This is a genomic window from Ruminiclostridium papyrosolvens DSM 2782, assembly GCF_029318685.1.
GTDB classification, from domain to species: Bacteria; Bacillota; Clostridia; order Acetivibrionales; family DSM-1351; genus Ruminiclostridium; species Ruminiclostridium papyrosolvens.
The window spans coordinates 16,952-38,941 of sequence record NZ_CP119677.1; the positions used below are offsets into that span (position 1 = coordinate 16,952).

General features: G+C 35.2%; 19 protein-coding genes. 17 read left to right on the forward strand and 2 right to left on the reverse strand.

The features are described from left to right. Window positions 1–24 precede the first annotated feature (24 nt). Both P0092_RS00095 and P0092_RS00100 read left to right on the forward strand, forming a co-directional pair. Window positions 25–1,233, forward strand: coding sequence for a glycosyltransferase family 39 protein (locus P0092_RS00095; RefSeq protein WP_004619030.1), 1,209 nt, complete (start codon window positions 25–27; stop codon window positions 1,231–1,233). Between the two features lie 143 nt (window positions 1,234–1,376). Next, complete coding sequence (locus tag P0092_RS00100) at window positions 1,377–2,360, forward strand: CotS family spore coat protein (RefSeq protein WP_004619031.1); 984 nt, start codon at window positions 1,377–1,379, stop codon at window positions 2,358–2,360. A 63-nt stretch (window positions 2,361–2,423) separates the two neighbouring features. Here the strand turns inward: P0092_RS00100 and P0092_RS00105 are convergent, their stop codons facing one another. Then, window positions 2,424–4,094 carry a formate--tetrahydrofolate ligase gene (locus P0092_RS00105; protein ID WP_004619032.1) on the reverse strand — a complete coding sequence of 557 codons (1,671 nt, stop codon included), beginning with the start codon at window positions 4,092–4,094 and terminating at the stop codon, window positions 2,424–2,426. Window positions 4,095–4,359: 265 nt separating this feature from the next. On the opposite strand from P0092_RS00105, the gene P0092_RS00110 reads away from it, so the two are divergent. The 15 genes from P0092_RS00110 to P0092_RS00180 all read left to right on the forward strand — a co-directional run bounded on the left by P0092_RS00110 (window position 4,360) and on the right by P0092_RS00180 (window position 20,725). After that, on the forward strand, window positions 4,360–4,602 hold the full coding sequence (locus P0092_RS00110; protein ID WP_004619033.1) for a sporulation peptidase YabG: 243 nt from the start codon (window positions 4,360–4,362) through the stop codon (window positions 4,600–4,602). 116 nt (window positions 4,603–4,718) lie between these two features. Then, window positions 4,719–4,985, forward strand: a complete 267-nt coding sequence (locus P0092_RS00115) for a Veg family protein (RefSeq protein WP_004619034.1) — start codon at window positions 4,719–4,721, stop codon at window positions 4,983–4,985. 267 nt (window positions 4,986–5,252) lie between these two features. Next, window positions 5,253–6,821, forward strand: coding sequence for a DUF3794 and LysM peptidoglycan-binding domain-containing protein (locus P0092_RS00120; protein WP_004619035.1), 1,569 nt, complete (start codon window positions 5,253–5,255; stop codon window positions 6,819–6,821). 202 nt (window positions 6,822–7,023) lie between these two features. Further along, complete coding sequence (gene ispE / locus P0092_RS00125) at window positions 7,024–7,875, forward strand: 4-(cytidine 5'-diphospho)-2-C-methyl-D-erythritol kinase (protein ID WP_004619036.1); 852 nt, start codon at window positions 7,024–7,026, stop codon at window positions 7,873–7,875. Window positions 7,876–7,892: 17 nt separating this feature from the next. Further along, complete coding sequence (locus tag P0092_RS00130; protein WP_004619037.1) at window positions 7,893–8,579, forward strand: GntR family transcriptional regulator; 687 nt, start codon at window positions 7,893–7,895, stop codon at window positions 8,577–8,579. 89 nt (window positions 8,580–8,668) lie between these two features. Further along, window positions 8,669–10,270, forward strand: a complete 1,602-nt coding sequence (locus P0092_RS00135) for an ATP-binding protein (protein WP_004619038.1) — start codon at window positions 8,669–8,671, stop codon at window positions 10,268–10,270. 150 nt (window positions 10,271–10,420) lie between these two features. Then, window positions 10,421–11,152 carry a PspA/IM30 family protein gene (locus tag P0092_RS00140; protein ID WP_004619039.1) on the forward strand — a complete coding sequence of 244 codons (732 nt, stop codon included), beginning with the start codon at window positions 10,421–10,423 and terminating at the stop codon, window positions 11,150–11,152. Between the two features lie 23 nt (window positions 11,153–11,175). After that, on the forward strand, window positions 11,176–11,670 hold the full coding sequence (locus tag P0092_RS00145; protein WP_004619040.1) for a GNAT family N-acetyltransferase: 495 nt from the start codon (window positions 11,176–11,178) through the stop codon (window positions 11,668–11,670). 29 nt (window positions 11,671–11,699) lie between these two features. Further along, window positions 11,700–12,527, forward strand: coding sequence for a hypothetical protein (locus tag P0092_RS00150; RefSeq protein ID WP_004619041.1), 828 nt, complete (start codon window positions 11,700–11,702; stop codon window positions 12,525–12,527). Window positions 12,528–12,599: 72 nt separating this feature from the next. Further along, window positions 12,600–14,177, forward strand: a complete 1,578-nt coding sequence (locus P0092_RS00155) for a DUF342 domain-containing protein (protein ID WP_004619042.1) — start codon at window positions 12,600–12,602, stop codon at window positions 14,175–14,177. Between the two features lie 47 nt (window positions 14,178–14,224). Then, entirely contained in the window at window positions 14,225–16,150 is a 1,926-nt protein-coding gene (locus P0092_RS00160; protein ID WP_004619043.1) for a GAF domain-containing protein, read from the forward strand. A gap of 14 nt (window positions 16,151–16,164) precedes the next feature. Then, window positions 16,165–16,569, forward strand: coding sequence for a holo-ACP synthase (gene acpS, locus P0092_RS00165; protein WP_004619044.1), 405 nt, complete (start codon window positions 16,165–16,167; stop codon window positions 16,567–16,569). Window positions 16,570–16,597: 28 nt separating this feature from the next. Continuing rightward, window positions 16,598–17,737 carry a metallophosphoesterase family protein gene (locus tag P0092_RS00170; RefSeq protein WP_004619045.1) on the forward strand — a complete coding sequence of 380 codons (1,140 nt, stop codon included), beginning with the start codon at window positions 16,598–16,600 and terminating at the stop codon, window positions 17,735–17,737. A gap of 21 nt (window positions 17,738–17,758) precedes the next feature. Beyond that, window positions 17,759–19,753, forward strand: a complete 1,995-nt coding sequence (locus P0092_RS00175; protein WP_004619046.1) for an ATP-binding protein — start codon at window positions 17,759–17,761, stop codon at window positions 19,751–19,753. A gap of 51 nt (window positions 19,754–19,804) precedes the next feature. Continuing rightward, window positions 19,805–20,725, forward strand: coding sequence for a C40 family peptidase (locus tag P0092_RS00180; RefSeq protein ID WP_004619047.1), 921 nt, complete (start codon window positions 19,805–19,807; stop codon window positions 20,723–20,725). 5 nt (window positions 20,726–20,730) lie between these two features. On the opposite strand, the gene P0092_RS00185 is transcribed toward P0092_RS00180, so the two are convergent. Further along, window positions 20,731–21,843 (reverse strand): MGDG synthase family glycosyltransferase, encoded by a 1,113-nt coding sequence (locus P0092_RS00185; RefSeq protein ID WP_004619048.1) that lies wholly within the window; start codon window positions 21,841–21,843, stop codon window positions 20,731–20,733. Window positions 21,844–21,990 lie beyond the last annotated feature (147 nt).

Sequence of the window (21,990 nt, forward strand, 5' to 3'; positions counted from 1 at the left end):
TTTACAATGGGGTGAAAGGATTATATGAAGAACAAATATTCGTTAGCTGTTTTAACCTTAATTCTGATAACAACAATAATTAAACTTATATTGATTTTTAACTATTCGGAGATATTATCAGTTCACAGTGATGATATTAATTATTATATGAGTGCGCTTTACTTTTTAAAGAGTGGGGTTCTCACCTACAGAACTTTCAATGAAGCTACGGTTTTTATAATGCCTTTGTACCCTCTTTTTCTCAGTGGGGTATTAAAGATATTCGGAATAGGTTTTTGGGGACTACAGGCTGTCAGAATAGTTCAAACAGGGTTATCTGCAATCAGTATTCTATTTGTGTACTTAACAGGCAAAAAGTTGTTTAATAAAAAGTCAGGGTTGATATCAGCTCTGATATTTTCCTTTTACCCTCCAAACCTGATAACACCGGGATATATTCTTACAGAGTGTCTTTTTACTTTTATTTTTCTGGCCTTAATATATTTTTCTTTCAAGTTTTGTGATAATCTTAACATTTTAAAGTCTGCAATTCTAAGTGTTATATGGATAATTGCCGTCTTTTGCAGACCAACTGTGTTATTTTATCCGTGTTTTTTTCTGCTCTATATATTTATTAACAAACATTATAGTCTGTCCCAATGTATAAAGCTTGGTATTACAATGTCGCTAATATTTATTATATCGGCTTGTCCCTGGTGGATGAGGAATTATAATGAATACCGGACATTTATTCCTTTAACGGCGTCAAGTGGAAATCCACTTTTGCAGGGTACGTATATAAACTACATTCAAACTCCTGAAACTACATCAAACTATGAGGTTGGAAAAACAGCTCTGGAGACAGACAACATAGAAAGAAATGTAGCAATAAAAAGAATACGTGAAGGGTTCTCAAATCATTTTATAAAGTATTTATACTGGTATACACTGGGGAAGACGTTTTATTTTTGGGTGCTTCCATTTTATTGGATTAATATAATGGGCATCAGTTATTGGTTGGCGACAGTTTACCACTTATTTATATTAATTACCTCCTTATATGCCGTTTTTAAGGCCACAAAGGAGAGGTTTTTTATGAAAACCAGTCTTATTGTATTCATTGCATTATACTTTAATTTTGTACACTGTGTATATATGTCCTTTGACAGGTATGCGTACCCAATTATAGGAGCTATGTGTGTTTATTGCGGAGCTGCATTTCTAAGCAATAAAGATATAAAAAACAAGTTTTAATTCTACAAATCCCATCCTTTTCATATAATCTAGTATCACATTTTGCTTAATAGTCATTTTATGCTGCAAGGATATTGTTATTAAATAAAATGTACACGCTGTTAAAGTTGCATTAAGTACAAAAACAGCTCTTGGAGGGCAATATGAATGAATTTGAAAAGGAATTGCAATTAAATTACAACCTAAAAATTAAAAATTTAAATAACTTTAGGGATATGTTTCTGGCTGACACGGACTCAGGTAGAAAACTTATAAAAATATCCACGGTTAAACAGGAAAGAATTAATTTTATCGGGGAAGTAAAAGAGCATTTGATTAAAAACGGTTTTATACATATTGATAGAAATATCCCCACTGTTAAAGGCGACTTTAGTATGCAGTTTAACGACCAGACTGTTTATATATCCGATTATATCGATGGAAGGGAATGCAATCTTGACAACACAGAGGAAACAATAGGGTGTGCAGGCCTACTTGCTAAAATGCACAGGGCTTCCTATGGATTTGTGTGCTCTGAAAACAGCTATGGCAGAAGTGAGTTGGGAAGGATGCCGGGCAGCTATAGAAAACGTTTGGATGAAATTAAGAAGCTTAAGAAGAATGCTCAAAGGGGCAGAATGAAATTTGATAATCTGGTAACTAAAAATATTGATTATTTTTATGAGGTTGGTGAAAAGGCTTTAGGCCAGCTTCTTACCTCTGATTATTATGAGCTTGTGGAAGATGCTCAGCATAACAGGACAATTTCTCATCATGATTTTAATCATCACAATATTTACTTGCAGAATGATGAAATGTTTTTAATTAATTTTGAATACTGCTGCTATGATTTAAAGGTATATGACTTAGTAAATTTGCTTAGAAGAAAGATGAGAAAGTGTAACTGGGATATTAGAGAGGCAGCCGTTATTTTAAATGAATACAGCCGTTATGAAACCTTAAGCGGAAGTGATATGAATATCATGAAAATCATGCTTATGTTTCCCCAAAAGTTCTGGAGGGTAATAAATAAGTATTACAATAGCAGGAAAAGCTGGTCTGAACAAAGTTATCTGCTTAGAATACAGGAAGTTATTGATGAGGCACAGTGCCACCGAATCTTTCTGGAGAAATTTACGGCATTATAAAAAATCCATTGTCAAATAAAAATAGCCGACCAAATGGTCGGCTATAAAATATATCCGGCTTTATTAGAATAGTCCTGTAATAACGCCGGTATCATCTATATCAATTCTCTCTGCTGCCGGTACTTTAGGTAATCCCGGCATAGTCATTATATCTCCGGTGAGTACTACTATAAATCCGGCTCCTGCGGAAATTCGAACCTCTTTCACAGTGACATCAAAATCCTCAGGTCTGCCAAGAAGTTGAGGATTATCAGACAAAGAATATTGGGTCTTAGCCATACAGATTGGAAGTCTGTCCAGACCCATTTCTTCTATTTTAGCAATAGCTTTTTCAGCAGCAGCATTATAAATAACATTTCTGCCACCATAAATCTTTGAAACTATCTGGTGTACCTTTTCCTTTATAGGGAGCTTTTCATCATATATAGGCGCAAAATTAGATACCGTAGAATCAGTAAGAGCAACAAGTTTTTCTGCCAACTCTATTCCGCCTTCTCCGCCCTTTAAAAATACATCTGAAAATGCAACCTCAACACCCATAGCACTGCACTTTTCCTGAACCAGCTTGATTTCAGCTTGGGTATCGGTGTCAAAATGATTAATTGCAACCATAACAGGTACACCGAACTGTTTCAGATTTTCTATATGCTTTTGTGCATTTGCAAAGCCTTTGGACAAAGCCTCCACATTTTCTTCTTTAAGCTCTTCTTTTTTTACTCCCCCGTTATACTTAAGTGCCCTTATTGTAGCCACAAGTACAACTGCATCGGGTTTAAAGCCTGCAAATCTGCATTTGATATCAAAAAATTTCTCTGCGCCAAGGTCAGCGCCGAAGCCTGCCTCTGTAATAACGTAATCAGCCATTTTCAGAGCGAGTTTTGTAGCGGAAATACTATTGCATCCGTGGGCAATATTTGCAAAAGGTCCACCGTGCATTAAAGCAGGAGTTCCTTCTAAGGTCTGAACCAAATTTGGCTTTATTGCATCTTTTAACAAAAGAGTCATTGCACCGTCAACCTTCAGGTCATGTGCAGTAACCGGTTTACCTTCGTAGGTGTAGCCAATAATAATACGTCCAAGTCTGTTTTTCAAGTCTGTAATATCAAGAGCAAGGCAGAGTATTGCCATTATTTCTGAGGCAACGGTGATGTTAAATCCATCTTCTCTGGGAACTCCGTTGATTCTTCCTCCAAGCCCCACAATTACATTTCTTAAAGCTCTGTCATTCATATCCATGCAACGCTTCCAAACAATTTGACGAGAATCTATATTAAGAGTATTTCCCTGCTGAAGATGATTGTCTATTGCAGCTGAAAGAAGATTATTTGCAGCAGTAATTGCATGCATGTCACCTGTAAAGTGAAGGTTAATGTCTTCCATAGGAACCACCTGTGCATAGCCCCCTCCGGCAGCACCTCCTTTTATACCCATTACAGGGCCTAAAGAAGGTTCTCTTAAAGCTATGACTGCATTTTTTCCTATCTTTGCCATAGCTTGTCCAAGACCTACAGTGGTGGTTGTTTTACCTTCTCCGGCGGGAGTTGGGTTTATAGCGGTAACAAGAACGAGCTTACCGTCCTTTTTATCCTTAACTTTATCCCACAGCTTATCTGATAACTTGGCTTTGTATTTTCCGTAGAATTCAAGCTCTTCGGCGTCAATACCAAGATTCTTTGCTATATCTGCAATATGCTGCATTTTACATCCCTGAGCAATTTGTATATCAGTTTGCAATATAATTTCCCCTTCCAAAAATATTTATTATTTAAAAAAACACCATTTCCGTATATATAACAGGTCTAGAATAATTAACTTAAATACGAAAATATTATATAACTTAAATAGACTTGACACAATAGTTCACAAAACAAGGTTCAAAAATCATAGTATAGAATATAGAGACTATTTAAAAGTATAATGGCTGAATTACTAAATTTATTATAGATTTAATAATTATTTATATATTTGGCATACTATAACTTGAAGGGGAAGAATAATTATGAAGGAGATTGAAATAGGAAGCTTGGTTTACAGAAAATCTTATGAGAAAGATGTTCTTTTCAGGGTATGTGACATCAAAGACTGTGAAGGCCGAAAAATAATTATTCTTAAGGGCGTAGAAGTTCGGTTAATAGCTGATGCACAAGAGGATGATCTTGATATTTTAGAAGAAAACAATGAAGAACAAAAAAATGAAGAACTTGATGAACAAGAAACTCCATTTTCAAGGCACCCCCTATAGTAGGGCTACACACAAAAAATACTTGACATAAGGGCAATACGCTTGTATAATAGATTATTTTTGACAAGCGACGAAATTTGTGCTATAATAAATTAAACTGATGATGAGGTGATACCATGATTGACAAAGGAGAGCTTTTTCAGATAAAAAGAGATATCGAAGGCTGTATTGGTGAAAAGGTACAGCTCAGAGCCAATAAAGGACGTAAAAAATCTTTCATACGTGAAGGCGTCTTAGAAAATACTTATCCAAGTATTTTCGTAGTTAAGTTTGAAAACGAGTATGATAATACCAGAAGAGTTTCATATAGCTATACAGATATATTGACAAAAGCTGTTGAATTAGTTGTATGTAAGGATGATAAAAAAATTCAGGTATGTTAGTCTTGTTTAAGATTTTTATTAATCATTAGGATTTATGTTATAAGCTTTCTGAGAAACTTAATAATATAACAAAACAAAAAGGGGACACAAATATTTGTGTCTCTTTTTTGTTTTGTAGGTTATTGTAGACGAATAAAATATAATTAAAAGTATTTTTGAGGAATAATACCATTACATGGAAAATATATATTACATAGTACATAGTTGTTTGTTTTCATATTTTAGATTGTGATATGCAATATTTAAGGATAAGGGGAGGTTGGAAAAATGTCTCTGGAGTTGTTAAAGCAGGCATTTAGAGTAAACAATTTATTAGGTGAGGATACAATAGATAATGTTATTGAAAACGATATAATTGTTCCGGATGTTAAACCGGATATTGCCAAGATACTTCTTCTGGATGGAGATGTATTTGTTACCGGGTGTGATACAGGTACTGACAGAGCTGTGGTTTCAGGCTGCCTGTTAGTTAAGATTCTGTATATTTCAGCAGATGAAAATAGAAGTGTTAAAAGTATTATCACAAATATCCCATTTTCTTATACCATGGATATACCGGGAGTAAGAAGCGGTGTTAAAAGCAGAGCAAAGGGCACAATTGAGCATATAGATTACACCCTCCTTAATGAAAGAAAAGTAAATATAAAAGCTATCTTATCAATAAATTGCAGGGTACTTGATGAAATTGATAGGGAAATAGCCTCAGGGGTAACGGGTGTAGAAGATATTCAGGTATTGAAAAATGATATTGATATTAATACTTATCTAGGCAGTAATAAGGTCAACTTTATTATAAAGGAAGATATGGAGCTTCCTTCTACAAAGCCTACCATCGGGGAAATTCTGAGAAATGATTTAAAGTTGTCCGGTAAAGATTTTAAAATAGCTGACGGTAATGTAGTAGTGAAAGGTGATATAAATATTGCTACCTTGTACATAGCCGATGATGAAACCAGAAGTATGCAATACATGGAAAATGAGCTGTCATTTACACAATTTATTGAACTTGAGGGTGTCAGGGAAGATACTGATGTAAATGTGGATTTTGATTTAATTGATTACAAGGTTGAACCTTTTGAGGATAGTGACGGAGAGAGCAGGAATCTAAGAGCTGAGGCTACAATTAACATCTACGTAACGGGTTTGTACAAGAAATCATTTGAAGTACTGACAGATGCCTATAGCCCTAAAACGAGGATTATCCTTGAAAAACAACAGTTCTCTATAGACGAGACTGTTTCAGATAACAGAAGTCAGCTTATAGTCAAGGATACATTAAATTTTGAAGATTTTAATCCTGATGTAAGGGAAATTTTTAATGTATTGAGCAAGTGCAACGTTTCTGACACGCAAATAGAGGATGAAAAACTGACTGTGGAAGGCTCTGTGTTAAATAACGTAATTTACCTGTCCAGTGATGAGGAACAGCCTGTATTCTGTTACAGTAAAGAGATTCCGTTTAAACATGTTGTTGATATTAAAGGTTTGGCAAGTGATATGAAGGTAGATACAAGTGTTGAAATGGAGCATTGTAATTATAGTATGCTGTCAACAGACCAGATAGAGGTTCGTTGTGCAATAGGTGTAAATGCCAGAGTTGAAACCATAAAGGTTATACCTGTTATTAACAAGGCAACTGAAGGCACTCTTGATGAGGCAAAAATTATTTCTATGCCCAGTGTAGTAATATATATTGTGCAACCCGGTGATAGTTTGTGGAAAATTGCTAAGAAATATTCGACTACTGTGGATAATCTTCTAATGGTTAATAATTTAAATGAAAAGGATATTTTAATGCCCGGACAGCAGTTGCTTATTTTAAAAAGAGCCATTTAAATACAATTATATCCAAAGGTACAAAAAAGGTTTTTGAGACTTACCTCAAGAACCTTTTTATTTTACACTGTTATATAAAATGTATTTATTTTTAATAATTTGACTGACAAAAATTCTCTAAGGCTTGTTGTGATTGAATTTATTGATATAAAGATGTATTTTGTATATAATGTACTTAAATAAAAAGCAAAGGATATGTATAATGATCACATTAAATGCACATGCAAAGATAAATTTATCTCTGGATGTACTCAATAAGAGGGACGACGGTTATCATAACCTTAAAATGATTATGCAGACCCTACAATTGCATGATATCATAACTATTCAGGAAATAAAATCGGGTATTGAGATAGAATGTGATGCGCCTTATGTACCTAGTAACAATTCAAACATTGCCTATAAAGCCGCTGAGATACTGATTCAAAAATTTGGACTTAATGCAGGGGTAAGAATAAAAATAGAAAAAATAATTCCTGTGGCTGCCGGACTGGCAGGAGGAAGTTCTGATGCTGCAGCTGTTTTAAAGGGTATGAATAATCTCTTTGACCTTGGGATGAATCAACAGCAGCTTATGGATATAGGTAAAACAATAGGCGCAGATGTTCCGTACTGTATAGTTGGAGGGACTGCGCTGGCTGAAGGTATAGGAGAGATAATCACACCATTGCCAAAAATGGATGCTATCCCGGTTATTTTGATAAAACCAAGGTTTGGTGTGTCCACAGCGTCAGTATTTAAAAGTCTCCAAATTGATAAAATCACCGACAGACCAAAAACAGATTTACTTATAGAAGCACTTAAGAATAAAGATACAAATTTTATAGGCAAAAATTTATGTAATGTTCTTGAAAGTGTTACTGTGGAGAGATATCCTCTGATAAATAAAATCAAGAGGGATTTAATGTCTAAAGAGTCAATGGGAAGTATTATGAGCGGAAGCGGTCCGACTGTTTTCGGTTTATTTGAAGATGATGGCATCGCCAAAAAGGCTTACGATAAAATTAATAAAAACAGAGTTGACTGTATTTTGACATATATTACGAATGATTAAAGGGAGGATCATAAATAATGGCTAGTAAATTATCTAAGATTAATTTAAATGATTATAAACCATTGAGAGAGGTTATTTTTAATTCATTGAGAGAGGCTATTATAATAGGTGAATTACGTCCGGGAGAGAGACTTATGGAGGTTCAGCTGGCAGAAAAAATGGGCGTCAGCAGAACACCTGTCAGAGAGGCCATAAGAAAGCTTGAACTCGAAGGACTTGTGGATATGATTCCAAGAAAGGGCGCTCATGTTGCTGAGCTCTCTATTAAGGATATAATGGACGTTCTTGAGGTAAGAGCATCCTTGGATGGTTTGGCTACTTCTCTGGCAGCCGAGAGAATTACAGACGACGAGTTAAAGGAATTAAAGCATATAAACGGACAATTTGCTTCCTACATCGAAAAAGAAAATCTCAACGGCTCTATAAAAAAAGATGTAGAGTTTCATGACATTATATATAAAGCATCCCGAAATGATAAGCTGATATCAATAATAAACAATTTAAGGGAGCAGGTTCAAAGGTTCAGAGTTATATACCTTAAAGAGTATAACAATTCCAAAAATCTTATAAAAGAACATAATGAAATATATGAGGCTGTCAGCTCCAGGTCAATGGAAAATGCAAGAAATATAGCGAAAACTCACATAATGAATCAGGAATCTACAATTCTTTCTACTTTGAAGATGCAAAAAGGTAATAGTTAATTATTAGTTAATGAGGTTACCAGACATTTTAATATTTTTTGTATATAATAAAGAGTAAGGGTTGATTAATTTACAAAGAGGAAAAAAACATGTGGTTCAATGAATTTTTATCGAAATACAAATCAGGTATATCTCATGAGTTTCTATTTTACTTCAATGTAAAAGATACCATGGATAATACGAGGAATTTTTTTAGATATATAGATGATGAATTTATCAAACAGAGGAATTTTGGGATTGTAGCTTTTTACGATATTTCCAGAGGACTTACTTTTTTGGCTCCTGAAATGGAAAGAGAATTTAATAAAATAACTGGCAATGGGGCAACGAAACTATTTTTTTCAACGCCCTCTAAAATTTTTCCATTTATTGATATAGTATTAAAAAGTACAAAGATGGCTTTGTTTATAGACCATGCGGAGAAAATAGTACCGTCCGGTGATATCGGGAGCATGACTTTAGAAGAAAGAATGGCGCTTATTTGGATGTCGGAATGGTCGGTTAATTCTAAAATTTCTTCAGTTGGAAGTACTATTTTTATGCTGGCGGACAACCTTGTTGACATAAGCCGCGAGTTTTTGAAATCCTCTTACAGGATAGAGCCTATTCTTGTGGAACTTCCCGGAGAAGAGGAAAGAAAAAGCTACATTGAATTTTTACTTAATGACAAAACTACTACATCTGAAATTTCTATTGATGAGTTTGCAAAGCTTTCCTCAGGTCTGAACAGGAAAAGTATAAAAGATATAAAGTTAAAGGCTGAAGCAGAGGGTGTACCTATCAGCTTTGATTTTATTAAAGAGAAAAAGCATGAGGTCTTAAAAAAGGAATACGGAGACGTTCTGGATTTTATATATCCGGAGATAGCTTTTGAAGACATTGGCGGAATGGAAGCTGCTAAAAGTTATCTTACAAAAAATATTATTGAGCCTGTCAGAAGAGGCGATTCCAGAAGAGTTCCAATGGGAATTCTTCTTTGTGGCCCCTCCGGAACAGGAAAAACCTTATTGGTGGAAGCCTTGGCGAAATCAAGCGGATTTAATTGTGTAAAGATTGATATGTCAAGGATTTTGGGTCAGTATGTGGGAGAGAGTGAAAAGAATTTCAAAAAATGTTTGTTGGGGGCTAAGTCACAAGAGCCTGTTATAGTTTTTGTAGATGAAATAGATACTGCCTTCAGAAGAGGAGAGTCCGGAGACAGCGGAGTGAGCAGGAATATTTTCAGTGAATTTTTACAATTCACCAGTAATACAAATAATAGGGGAAGAATTATTTTTATTGCTGCAACAAACAGACCTGACTTACTTGATGCTGCTTTAAAAAGAGCCGGAAGGTTTGATAAAAAGATACCTGTACTACTGCCGGAAAAAGAGGAACGTGCTGAGATTTTCAGAATAATCATTAAAAAATACGGGTTTAATACTGACATTCAGGACTTTATTCCATATTCCGAATTGGCAGAAAGTTATACGGGAGCAGAAATAGATACAGTTGTCAGGAAAGCATATGAACTTGCTTGTAACAAGACAGAGGAGCTTCCTGCAATTACAGATGATATCCTTAAAGAGGCTCTTAAAAAGTGCAGGCCAAGTACACAGGAGATAGAATTTATGACAGAGCTTGCTATTGCAGAATGTGATGATATTGATTTACTGCCTGAAAAATATTGGGCAAGGTTTGATAAGCCATAAGGAGTCAATAATATATGGTATTTTTAGAAATAATTATTTACATTACTGTGTTTTTATTATAAATTTAAAGTATCTTATATATGAATCATAAATTTTATTTATAATATTGTAAAAAATAGTGTTTATATACTTTTAAGGAGGAATAGAATAATGGGTTTATTTAGTAGACTGGGACAAATGTTTAGAGGATTTTTCGGATTATTTGTTGGAAATCTGGAGGAAAGAAATCCTGATGCATTGTTCGAAGATATAAAAAACCAGATAGATAAAGCAAGACGTCAGGCAGAGCAACAAATTATTGAAATACAAACAAGTGCTGAAATGATTAAAATTGAGATGAAAACAGCTGAAAAAAATCTTAATGCCATAAAAGCAAGGGTTGAGTCTGCACAGAGGGTTGGAGACAAGGAGCTTTTGGTTGAACTTTTAGTTCAGGAAGAAGAATATCAGACTGTATATGAGACTCATAAAGCAACTTATGAAAATGCCATGACACAGGTTCAAAAGATACGCGAAGACTACAAGATTTTTGAGTCTGAGATGAATGCGAAACTTAATGAGCTTAAAACTCTTAAATCACAGGCAAAAATGGCTAATCTGCGCGAAAATATTAACTCTGTAAATGCACAATACACTTCAAAGAATAGCAGGGTAGGAAGTGTTAATGACAGCCTTGACAGGGCACGTGATATAGTTAACAAAAAAACTGCCAGAGCAAATGCGGTGGAATCACTTAATCAGGATAATATTGATATGAAACTTAAAAAGTTGGATATGAATTCTGCAAGAGACAGGGCTAAAGCAAGAGCGGAAGCACTCCTTGGTGGGGATAACGGCGGTTTTGAGGTAAAAGAGAAAACAGACAACAAGATGTCAAACTAAATTATGTATAAGGATATTACAAAATGGATACACATATTAGAGAAGCAATTGAAGCGGATTTACCCAAAATAACGGATATTTACAATTGGGCGGTTGAAAACACAACTGCCTCATTTGATATAAACCCGCAAACCATAGAGCAACGAGCTGTATGGTTTTCCCATTATAAGGGCAGTCGTTTTCCTTTAATTGTATTCGTTAAAAATGAAGAGGTTGCAGGTTATGCCTGCCTATCTCAGTTCAGGGCAAAGGAAGGCTATAGAAATACATGTGAGATGTCAGTGTACGTCCATCCTGAGTATCAAAAAATGGGGATAGGCAAGAAGCTTATGGATTACGTAATAGCACTTGGGAGAGAAGCGGGGTACCATGTTATTATTTCATGTATTACTACCGATAATATAGTAAGCATTAAAATGCATGAGGATGCAGGGTTTAAACTTTGCGGTGAATTGAAGGAGGTCGGGTATAAATTCGGAAGATACCTTGATTGCCTGTTTTACCAGCTTTCTCTATAGGATTGAATTTTATGTAAGCAGAGGGAATTATGAATTCAAATTTATTTGTAAGTGCACTTTTAAGATTCAGAAATTTTTCAACTTTGATTATATGGATGGCTTTAATCAATTTGATGAGCAATAATAGCCAGTTTCAAGATATGATTACAGCACAGACTGCCAATTACTCTTTGGTTATGACAGGGGCTTATGGGGCAGGTTTTGCGGTATATCTTGCTATGGTTATACAAAGCATGTTCAGTAACAACTATAAAGAAGAAGTTAAAAGGAAAGAAAAGAAAAAAGAAATCAATGATTTGAATCGGCAGTGCAACAGACTTTCTGCCCAGGCAAGAAACTTGAGCAATCCAATTCAGAAGCAAAAATTGAGAAAGATAATGCAGGACAAAAATGATATTTTTAATTCGCAAAAACGTGGAGACGAATACAGCTATCTTAAAGAAAAAATTGTTGAGCAGAGCTTAAAACTTGTTATTTCCTATACAAAGCTTATGACGAACTATTCAATCAGAAGCAAGGAAATATCTGAGATTAATATCAGTGACTTGATGAATAAAATCAATGCAAACCGAAGGAAAGTATGTTTTATGAAAGATGACAGGATGCTTGATGATATTAACAACATCATTGAAATGGATGAAAAGGCTATTGAAAGGGTCAAGGAGGAGAGAAACGAGCTAGAAAGAATTCACGCACGACTCGATTATATAGAAAGCATGTTGAATATGTTCAAACACCAGATAATATCCAGCATAGAATCTGAAGAAATGGTTGAAAAATTAGAGACAGCTGTGAACGAGGCAACAGCGCTGGACAGCGTGTTACAAGAAAGAAGACGAAATCAGATAAGATTGTAATACAGACTGAGAGTGAGATAATTTGGACAACCGGCATTTGTAGCGTTTATATGAAACCAAGGGGGATTTCAAATGTCAGCAAATATCACTATCTATTCTTCTCCGTACATCATAATAACAAAAAGGGATGATGGTTATTACATACAATCCTTAAAAAAAGGCTTGAGTATAGATGAATTTCAAAAATGTCTAAATTCACATCCCGAGATTAAAGTAACCAACTTCGCCGTAATTAAAAATGCACTTGTATTGGCACCACAAGACCCCAGAAAATTTGCCAGTGCAAAGGAAAGAATAAGTATAGAAGTATCCGGAGACGAACTTAGGGCTTACATAACCGTTAATGTGGGACCACAAGAAATTTTAGGTACTGAAATAATAAAAGAGGTAGTTCTTGAGTTAAACCGTAAAGGAGTTGTTTATGGGATTAAAAAGGACGTGCTTTTAAGTTTGGTTGCCGGAAAAACCGTACTTATAGCCGAAGGAGAACCTCCACAGAATGGGAGTGATTCCAAAAATAGGTTATATCAAATAAAAGAAGCTAAACCTGAAATAAAAGAAGACGGTACTGCGGATCATTATGACCTTAATCTTATAAACATGGTGCAAGTAGGTGAATGGCTTGGCGAGAAAATTCACGCAACTTCGGGTAAAGAAGGCAAAACAGTATATGGAAATCCCATAAAACCTATGCCCGGAAAAGATTACCCGATTTTTTTTGACCGTAAAACGGTAAAAGCTGTAGAAGAAGAAGGAAAGACAACTCTATATGCCATGAGGAAGGGTGCCGTTTATTTCTCGGGAGACAGTATTGGGGTATCCAATCATTTGGAGCTAAGCGACAATGTAGGTGTTAAAACAGGAAATGTTGATTTTGACGGTTACCTTACTGTCAAAGGAACAATAGAGGACAACTATATAGTTTCTACAACGAATGATATAGAAGTACTTGGCGAATACGGTGTTGGCAGTTGTAAAGAAATAAACAGCAGAGAGGGAAATATTTACATAAGAGGCGGTATAGCAGGTAAGGGTAAAACGGTTATCAAATGCAAAAAAAATCTATACATCAAATTTGTTGCTGATGCTGAAATAATCTGTGACGGAAGTGTACATGTAGGATTTTACTGCCTGAACAGCAATATTATTGCAAAGGAAGTAATACTGGAATCACTAAAGGGCCAGATTATCGGAGGAAATATAACTGCAGATATCAGAGTGCTTGCAGCTACATATGGTACTCCAAGTGAAAAAAGAACAAATATTTATGTAAAAGGATTTGACAGGGTTGCACTTAAAGATTCCCTTGACAATCTTACAGAGGAAATAGAACAACTTAAAATTTCAATGAACCAGTACAAACAGCAAATATCCATTTTTAACATATCTGATGCAGGAAAATCAAGAAAAAGTGAGTTTGAGAAGCTAAATGAAGTATATAACAACATAAGAGCGGAATTGCAAGCGAAGGAGGAAACCAGAAAGAATATCGCAGGATATCTGAAGGTCAAGGGAGAGGGAGAAATTACAATTCTTAAGAAGGCATTTCCTAACACATATTTTGAAATTAAGAGAATCCAGAAGGAAATTCAAACACCTGTACTTAGAACAAGCTTTTACTATAGCGAGGGCACAATAAAAGAACTATAAATAGTAATCAATGCAGCAAAGTTTAATTGTTGGGGAGGGTAAGGCATATGAAATACCAGTCAATACTACAAAGGCTTGAAGATGAAAAGAAAGATGAAATTTTATCGGCAAAATTATATAGATATACCGGGCTAATGCAGGCAATAGAATACTTTTCACAAAAACTAGTGTTTGATCAGATAATTGAGGCTGCATTTGATTTTATAAATGAATTATTACTTGTAAACAATTCTATAGTATATGTTCGTGAGGACAGCAGATACATCGTAAAGAAGGTCAAGGGCTTTAAGGATTATGTAAGCGAAATAGAAAATACAAGTAAACTTGAAAACCTTGCTACTTTTTATGGGAATGTCCTTTATGAAAAAGATAAAATAGTTAAATTTTTTGATTTGGGAATGGTCACGGACATGGGCATTAATGCCATAGTTCCGTTAATTATAGATGGTAAGCTTTATGGATTTATAATGATTAACGGCAAAGGTTTTGCAGACGACGACTATATAATATCAGAATCGCTGATGCGTCTTATAGATACCGCTCTGGAAAACTATAGCAGATATGAGGATTTGGCTAAAGTAAATAAGGAGCTTGACGAAAAGATTTTCAATCTTTTTGCCATAAATCAATCATCAAAGGTACTGTTAAGTGAATTACGAAATAATGCATTGTATGACTTATCTGTTGAATTATTTTCAGAATTAACAAGGAGCACTGTAACCGGATTTGTTTTATATGACGAAAGAAGCGGCAGATATGTCTTAAAGGGCTTTAAGGATGTATTTTACAAGATTAAAGATGTTTTTGTTAGTCTTTGCCTTAATGAAAATCATAAAATTGACTCAAACAAAGTTATTATAGATTTAGAAAACCCAGATGATTGCAAGTATTTTTATAGTCTGTTTGAAGAGTCTGACCATCAGGTAAAAAAGCTTGAGGCCAAGTATATTGTTATAATTATAAAAGAAAAAGAAATTCTTGGATTTGTTACTTTGAGCGAAACTGTTACTGGAGACGAATATAGCAGCGGTATTTTCGAACTTATAGAAAGTCTTGCATCATCAATGTATATTGCACTAAGCAACGCTAACTTATTTAAACAGGTAAATGAGCAGAAACAAATTATCCAAAGAAAACTGGATAAGCTTGTCTCTTTGAATAAATTGACAAAGAATATCAGCAGCTCGTTAAGGATAGACACTCTTATGGAAGTTGCAGCTAAGACACTTGAAGTATCTTTTAATATGCAAAAGGGACTGCTTTGTTTGTACGACAAAGAGTCAAACAAGTTTAGTGTCTCTGAAGCAATTGGTTTAGGGGGCAACTTAGACACAGGTATAATCCCCAATGACAATTGGAGACGTGTTTTTGAGGGTGACTATGTTTATGAAATAGGGCAGGATAAAGTAGCCGAATATATAGGGTATGAGGCGGCTGAAAAGGTTGGAGATGCACAGGGAATACTAATAGTTCCTATTTACATAGATATACTGGAGGTTGAGCTTTCAGGTGCCATTGTGATTTTCAAGTATGATGGCTTGCAGCTTGATAATGAAGAAAATCTAATAACTCTTGAAACAATAGCAGGGCATATAGCACCGGTATTAAAGAATCTATGGGTTATTCAACAGCAGCAGAGATTCATGCTGCCCAACTTTGTGGAGCTTTTCAAGAATGAGTTAAAAGACGAAGTAAAAGCTGCCATGGATTATAATATAAATTTATCAGTTATACAGGTTGAGGATAAAAGGGATTTTATTTTCAAGGGTACCAGTATAATTGACAGTATAAAGACGAACTTCAGAAAGGTATATCCCTTTTCATACAACAATGTGTTTATTATTGAGAATGAAGACGAGAATATAGAAGACAGAATAAGAACCTGTACGGGGATTTCTGATTTAAAGATAAGAAAAATGGTTCTGGGTAAGGATTTTAAGAACTTTGCAAGTTTTTTTGACCTTTTCAGATAAGGTGGTGTAAGGTTTTGAAATTGCTTTTAGGGACGGATATTGTAGAGGTTGACAGGGTGAAGCAAGCAATTGAGAACGGAGGCGTAAAGTTTTCCGAAAAAGTATTTACCCCAGACGAAATCCAATACTGTGAGAGTAGAAATGTTGTAAAATATCAGAGCTATGCTGCAAGATTTGCAGCAAAAGAGGCTGTTTCAAAGGCTTTTGGAACAGGTATTGGCAAAAATGCAGCTTTTAATGAAATAGAAATTATAAAGGATTCTCTTGGAAAGCCTAATGTAAGATTGACTGGAAAGGCAAAGGCTTTTTATGATTCCATGGGTGCTTCGGGAATATCAATAAGCCTGTCACATTGCAGGGAATATGCTGTCGCGTATGCTACAATTTCCATTATTAGCAACGAGAACAAAGACACATAGCGTAAATAAAGACATATGGAGGTTTTGTGTGAAACAGGTGTCGTTTATACATACTGCGGACATACATCTTGATACGCCTTTTTCATCACTTGGAGATAAGGAAAAAGCAGATATCAGGAGACAGGAATTAGAAAACTGCCTTGAAAATATAATTGACAGGGTTAGAGTTCGAAGTATAAATTTACTGATAATCAGTGGCGATTTTTTTGAGGAGAGCTGTGTTCGCGGCTCCACGATAATTGGGGTAAGAAATCTTTTTTCAGAGCTTTACGAAGCAGAAATTGTAATTATACCCGGTAATCATGACCCTTTGAAAGAAAATTCATACTACAATACAATAAGTTGGAGTGATAATGTACATATTCTTACAGATTCAAAGCAGGTATTGTTCTTGGAAAAGTTCAATACCTGTATTTATAACATGGGGGCAGTTGGACGGGTAACAGAGGATTATGCAAGGCTTCAGGGAAATAATATTTCATCAGATAGATTTAATATTCTGGTTTTTCATGGTACCGTTGATATGCCTTTTGAGGAAAGCAATTATAATGCTATAGGCTCAAAAGATATTTTTAATCTGGGTATGGATTATGTTGCACTTGGACATATGCACAATTATATCAGGTTTCAGAACAGGGCAAGCATTATGATAAATCCGGGAAGTCCGGAACCAATGGGGTTTGACGAAGAGGGAGTACACGGCTTTGTTCAGGGAAATATTAGGTTTACCGAGGATAATAGTAAATTGGTTGAAGCAACCTTTGTGCCATCTTCAAGTAGAAATTACTATAACATAGAGCTGGATGTTACCGGATGTAAGAGCAATCAAGAGATTATTCAAAAATTATCTATGGATGACAACATTGATTTTTCAGGTAAAGATTTATATAGTCTTACTCTAAAAGGATTTATTCCAATGAATTTTACCCCTGATATAAAGTATCTGACAGAGGTTATAAAGGATAAATGTTTTTATTTAAGGATTAAGACTGAAACGTCTATTCTTTTTGATTATGAACAGTATCTCGAAGACCCCGGTATAAAGGGTGAGTTTGTCAGGATGCTTATGGATATGCAGGAAAATGAAGCTTCACAAGAAAGAAAAGAAATTTTGAACATGGCAATACAGTTGGGACTGCAAGCTATGGAAAACAACAGGGTGGACTGACAGGGGGATATTTAACCGGATATGAAAATCGACAGACTCCACGTAAGGGGATTTGGGAAACTTGAGGATTTTACTTGTGACTTTTCAGATGGTTTGAATGTTATTTATGGACATAATGAGAGTGGTAAATCAACTCTTATGGCATTTATAAAAGCTATGCTGTATGGAGTAAAGGGTGGTAGAGCGGGGAAAAACGGAATTTTGCCTGACAGCAAGAGGTATATGCCATGGAATAACAAACAATACGGCGGATATATGAATATTAAACTGGACAATTATGATTTTTACCGTATTGACAGAGACTTTTTTGCCAACAAATTAAACTTATATGATTCTTCCTTTAATGATATTTCAGATAATTTTATTGACATAAGAGACACAAATAGTATTGGTGAGAAACTGGTAGGGCTTAATGAGAACCTTTTTGAAAGAACTGTATTTATTAAACAGATGGGAACCAGGATTGATACTTTAACGTCCAAAGACCTTGTAGACAGAATCTCAAATATACAGCAGAGCGGATTTGAGGATATATCATACATACAGGCACAAAATGCACTTAAAGAGGCATTAAAGCGTCAGATTGGAACAGATAGAAGTTATACAAGACCTCTGGATATAATAAACCAACGTTTAGCTGAATTACAGGAGAAAAAGGCTGACCTTTTGAATGAAGAAAAAAACCTTGAGGAATTAAGGGAAAAACAGCAGGATATTTCTTTGAATATTAAAAAATTAAAGCTTAAATATAGACTTATAAGCAGGATAATTGATTATTGCAAACTTAAACAAAAGCTAAAAGTTTTAAATGAAAAAAAGGAAGAAATACACTTTCTCGAAGAAGCTGTCCGTCAGGCCCAAGAAAATATTACTAAGCTTGAGGAGGACAAAAAGTCCGCAATTCTTCATCTGAATAATAATCAGGTGATTAAAGTCAAAAAGCTAAGAGGGATAGATGTATTTTTGATAATATGTGCTATAGCAACGTTGTCAGTAGGATTAGCAGCATTTGTTTTTAATATTTTCAGTCCGTTATTTGCTTTAATACCTGTTTTATTAACTCTTATTCTTTTTTTTCTTAGGATAAGGACTATAAAAAGGGAAGCCGAAATGTTGCAAAAGGAAAGGACAGATGAATTAAATCGTCAGCTTTCACAATTTGATGAAAGAATAGCTCAAAATAAGACTCAGCACCAAAAACTTACAGCCAGGATTGAAGGTCAAAAGGCTAAAGATAGAGCAGAGACACCTGAAAGTGTTGGGAGTGAGATATCAGGTTTATATACTGAGATTATGAGAGATAAGCAAAAAATAGAGAGCAGTCTCACACACTATGAAAAAGAACTTCTGGAAGACCTTTCAAAGGAGTCTCATGAAAGTCTGTTGGTAAAGGCTTATGGCATTAACAAAAATGTTTTATCGGATATCCAAAGGTGGGAAGCCGAATATAATACTGTTGCCCAAACTGTTAAAAATACAAGCATAGGCAGCATATCTGACATTGATAATGAAATCAGCCGATTGAGTCGCCAGAAGAAAAGTTTAGATTCCAAGGGAGAGGCTCTGAATATTGCCATAAGTACTTTGGAGGCAGCAGCTGAGCAGGTTAGAAAAAAATATGTACCTGTGATGAATAAAGTACTGAATAACACTTTTTCCGGACTTACATCACAAAGATATAGCGATGTAAGAACAGGAGACAATCTCAAAATTATGCTGGATAACCCGGAGACAGAGAAATTGGTACCTGTTTCAATGCTTAGTGACGGGACTATTGATCAGATATATTTTGCACTGAGGGTTGCTATTTCGGAGACAGTACTTCAAAACCATGAGTGCATGCCCTTTATAATGGATGAACCCTTTGCACAGTATGATGATGAAAGAACCTTTAATGCACTTAAATATATTGGCAATATAAGCAAAAAACAACAGGTAATCATATTTACCTGTAAAAAGAGGGAAGTAGAACTTATCAACAGTGAATTCCCTTGTAAAATCTGCTCATTGACATAGAGCTGATAAAAAAATATAGTATATTCTATAAGAATTGATTAAGAGGCAGTTATGAGGAAACGTTTATTTATTTATTTGGTTGCTATTACAGCAATATTTATATTAACCGGGTGCGGAAACACGGAAATTCCCGTTACAAAAAACGAACAGTATCTAAGCGGTATAACCGCGGATAATGCTGCTGTTATTAATGATGCAGTTGTTGATGTGTTCGGCAATAATGATGTTTTGAGTACCAGAGTGACACAGGCTCTTTTTAACCAGATTGTTAAGGTAATTTCTCAGGAAAGCTCCTGGGCTAAAATTATGATGCTGGACGGGACGACAGGGTGGGTAAAAAGTAAGTACATCAGCAGGGATACCAGCTGTGTTACCGATGGCCGCATTAATAACAAAATAGTTGTAACAGCCAAAACAGTATATGTTTATACAGGAACATTAAATGACATAAAATATAAGCAGGTAGTTCTGGGAACTGAACTTTATTCCATAAATAAAACCAAAACAGGCTATGACGTGCTTTTGCCGGACAATAAAAAAGGCTGGGTTGAAGATGGAGGAGTAATAGCAGTACCTTCTACACAGAACGTTATACCCAAAACTTCAGCTGAAGGTTTTATTCAAACTGTTAGGAAGTTTGAAGGTACCATATACATTATTGGCGGTGTCAGCAGATGGGGAATTGACTCCCCGGGACTATGCTATGTGGGCAGCAGAATTAACGGAGTGGATATACCCCGTAATGTCAAGGAGATAGCAAAGACAGGCATAAGTGTTAAGTTAAATGATATAAAACCCGGAGACCTGTTGATGTTCAGTGTAGACAATATTAAGAAGGATGTCTCTGATGTAGGTGTTTATACAGGGAATAACGAATTTATCCATTCAAGTCCTTCCAGAGGAGTTGTAACCGACTCCTTGGAAGACAGTTATTACAAAAATCGAATAATCGGTATCAGAAGGATTTTTTAACAGCTTCAGCCCGTTACTAGTTTGCCCAGTAAAACAGCTATGTCATGGGCTGAATGTGGTTTTCCCAGTTCTTTCGAATTTTCCCTCATTATTTTGAGTGTAGAAGGGTCATTAGTTACCTGAGACAAAATATTTACCAGATTATTAAAACTATCTATTTTGTTAGCTACGCCACTTCTGATTAAAAAGCTTGCATTACCCTCTTCCTGTCCCGGTATAGGTGATATTATAAAAATAGGCAAACCTTTAACCAAAGCTTCGGACACAGTCATTCCACCGGGTTTTGTTATTAAAAGATCAGAAATATCCATTAGCTCGTTAACTCTTTCGGTATAGCTTAAAATCAGTACCTTTTTACTGCTTTGCGAAGCGTATTCTTCGAGCTGGAATTTTAGCTTCTGGTTGGTACCTGTAACGGCTATTATCTGAATGTCAACATCGCAATTTAACAGTGATGCCATAGTTTTTTCAATGTTTCCAAAACCCATACCACCGCCCATTACCAGAACGGTAAATTTATCTTCCAAGCCGTATTTTACAAGTAACCCCTTTTTATCGGTTGGTGTCAGAAATTTAGGAGAAACCGGAATGCCATATGGAAAAATTATATTATCCGGTATTCCTCTGCTTATCATTTCAGACTTCATATTATCATTAGCCACAATAAATGCATCCATCCCGCTATCCAGCCACAGGGAATGAACTACATAGTCCGTGAGTATTGCCATTGTGGGGATATTCAGCTTGTTTTTACTTTTTAAAGATGACAGCATTTGCATGGGAAAGGGATGAGTACATACTATAGCCGACGGCTTATACTCATTTATAAGGGATTTTAGTTTATATGACAGAAGCTTGTTTACAGCTTTACTCATATCATATATACCCGTACCTGTCCCAGAGGCAGTATAAATCATGCTGTATAGCTTGGGGCTTCTTTTTAAAGCGCCTAAGTAACTGCTGACAACAATTTTATCTATTACAGGATTAATATATTTCAATGCATCAAGAACATCAACTTTCCAGTCGGGAGACTGTCTCTCAATTGACTCTTTCAGTGCCTCAGCGGCCTTCATGTGACCAGTTCCCACGGAGACGTATAATATCAATACCCTCATAAAACACTCCAGTTCATTTGTCTGTTTGATTAATCAGAATCAATTACATTTTTGACAGTATGAAGATTATTAATACATGTTTTTATAAAGAAATAACATATTTGTGTAAATCACGAATATTTTTGAGAAATTAACCAAAAATAACTT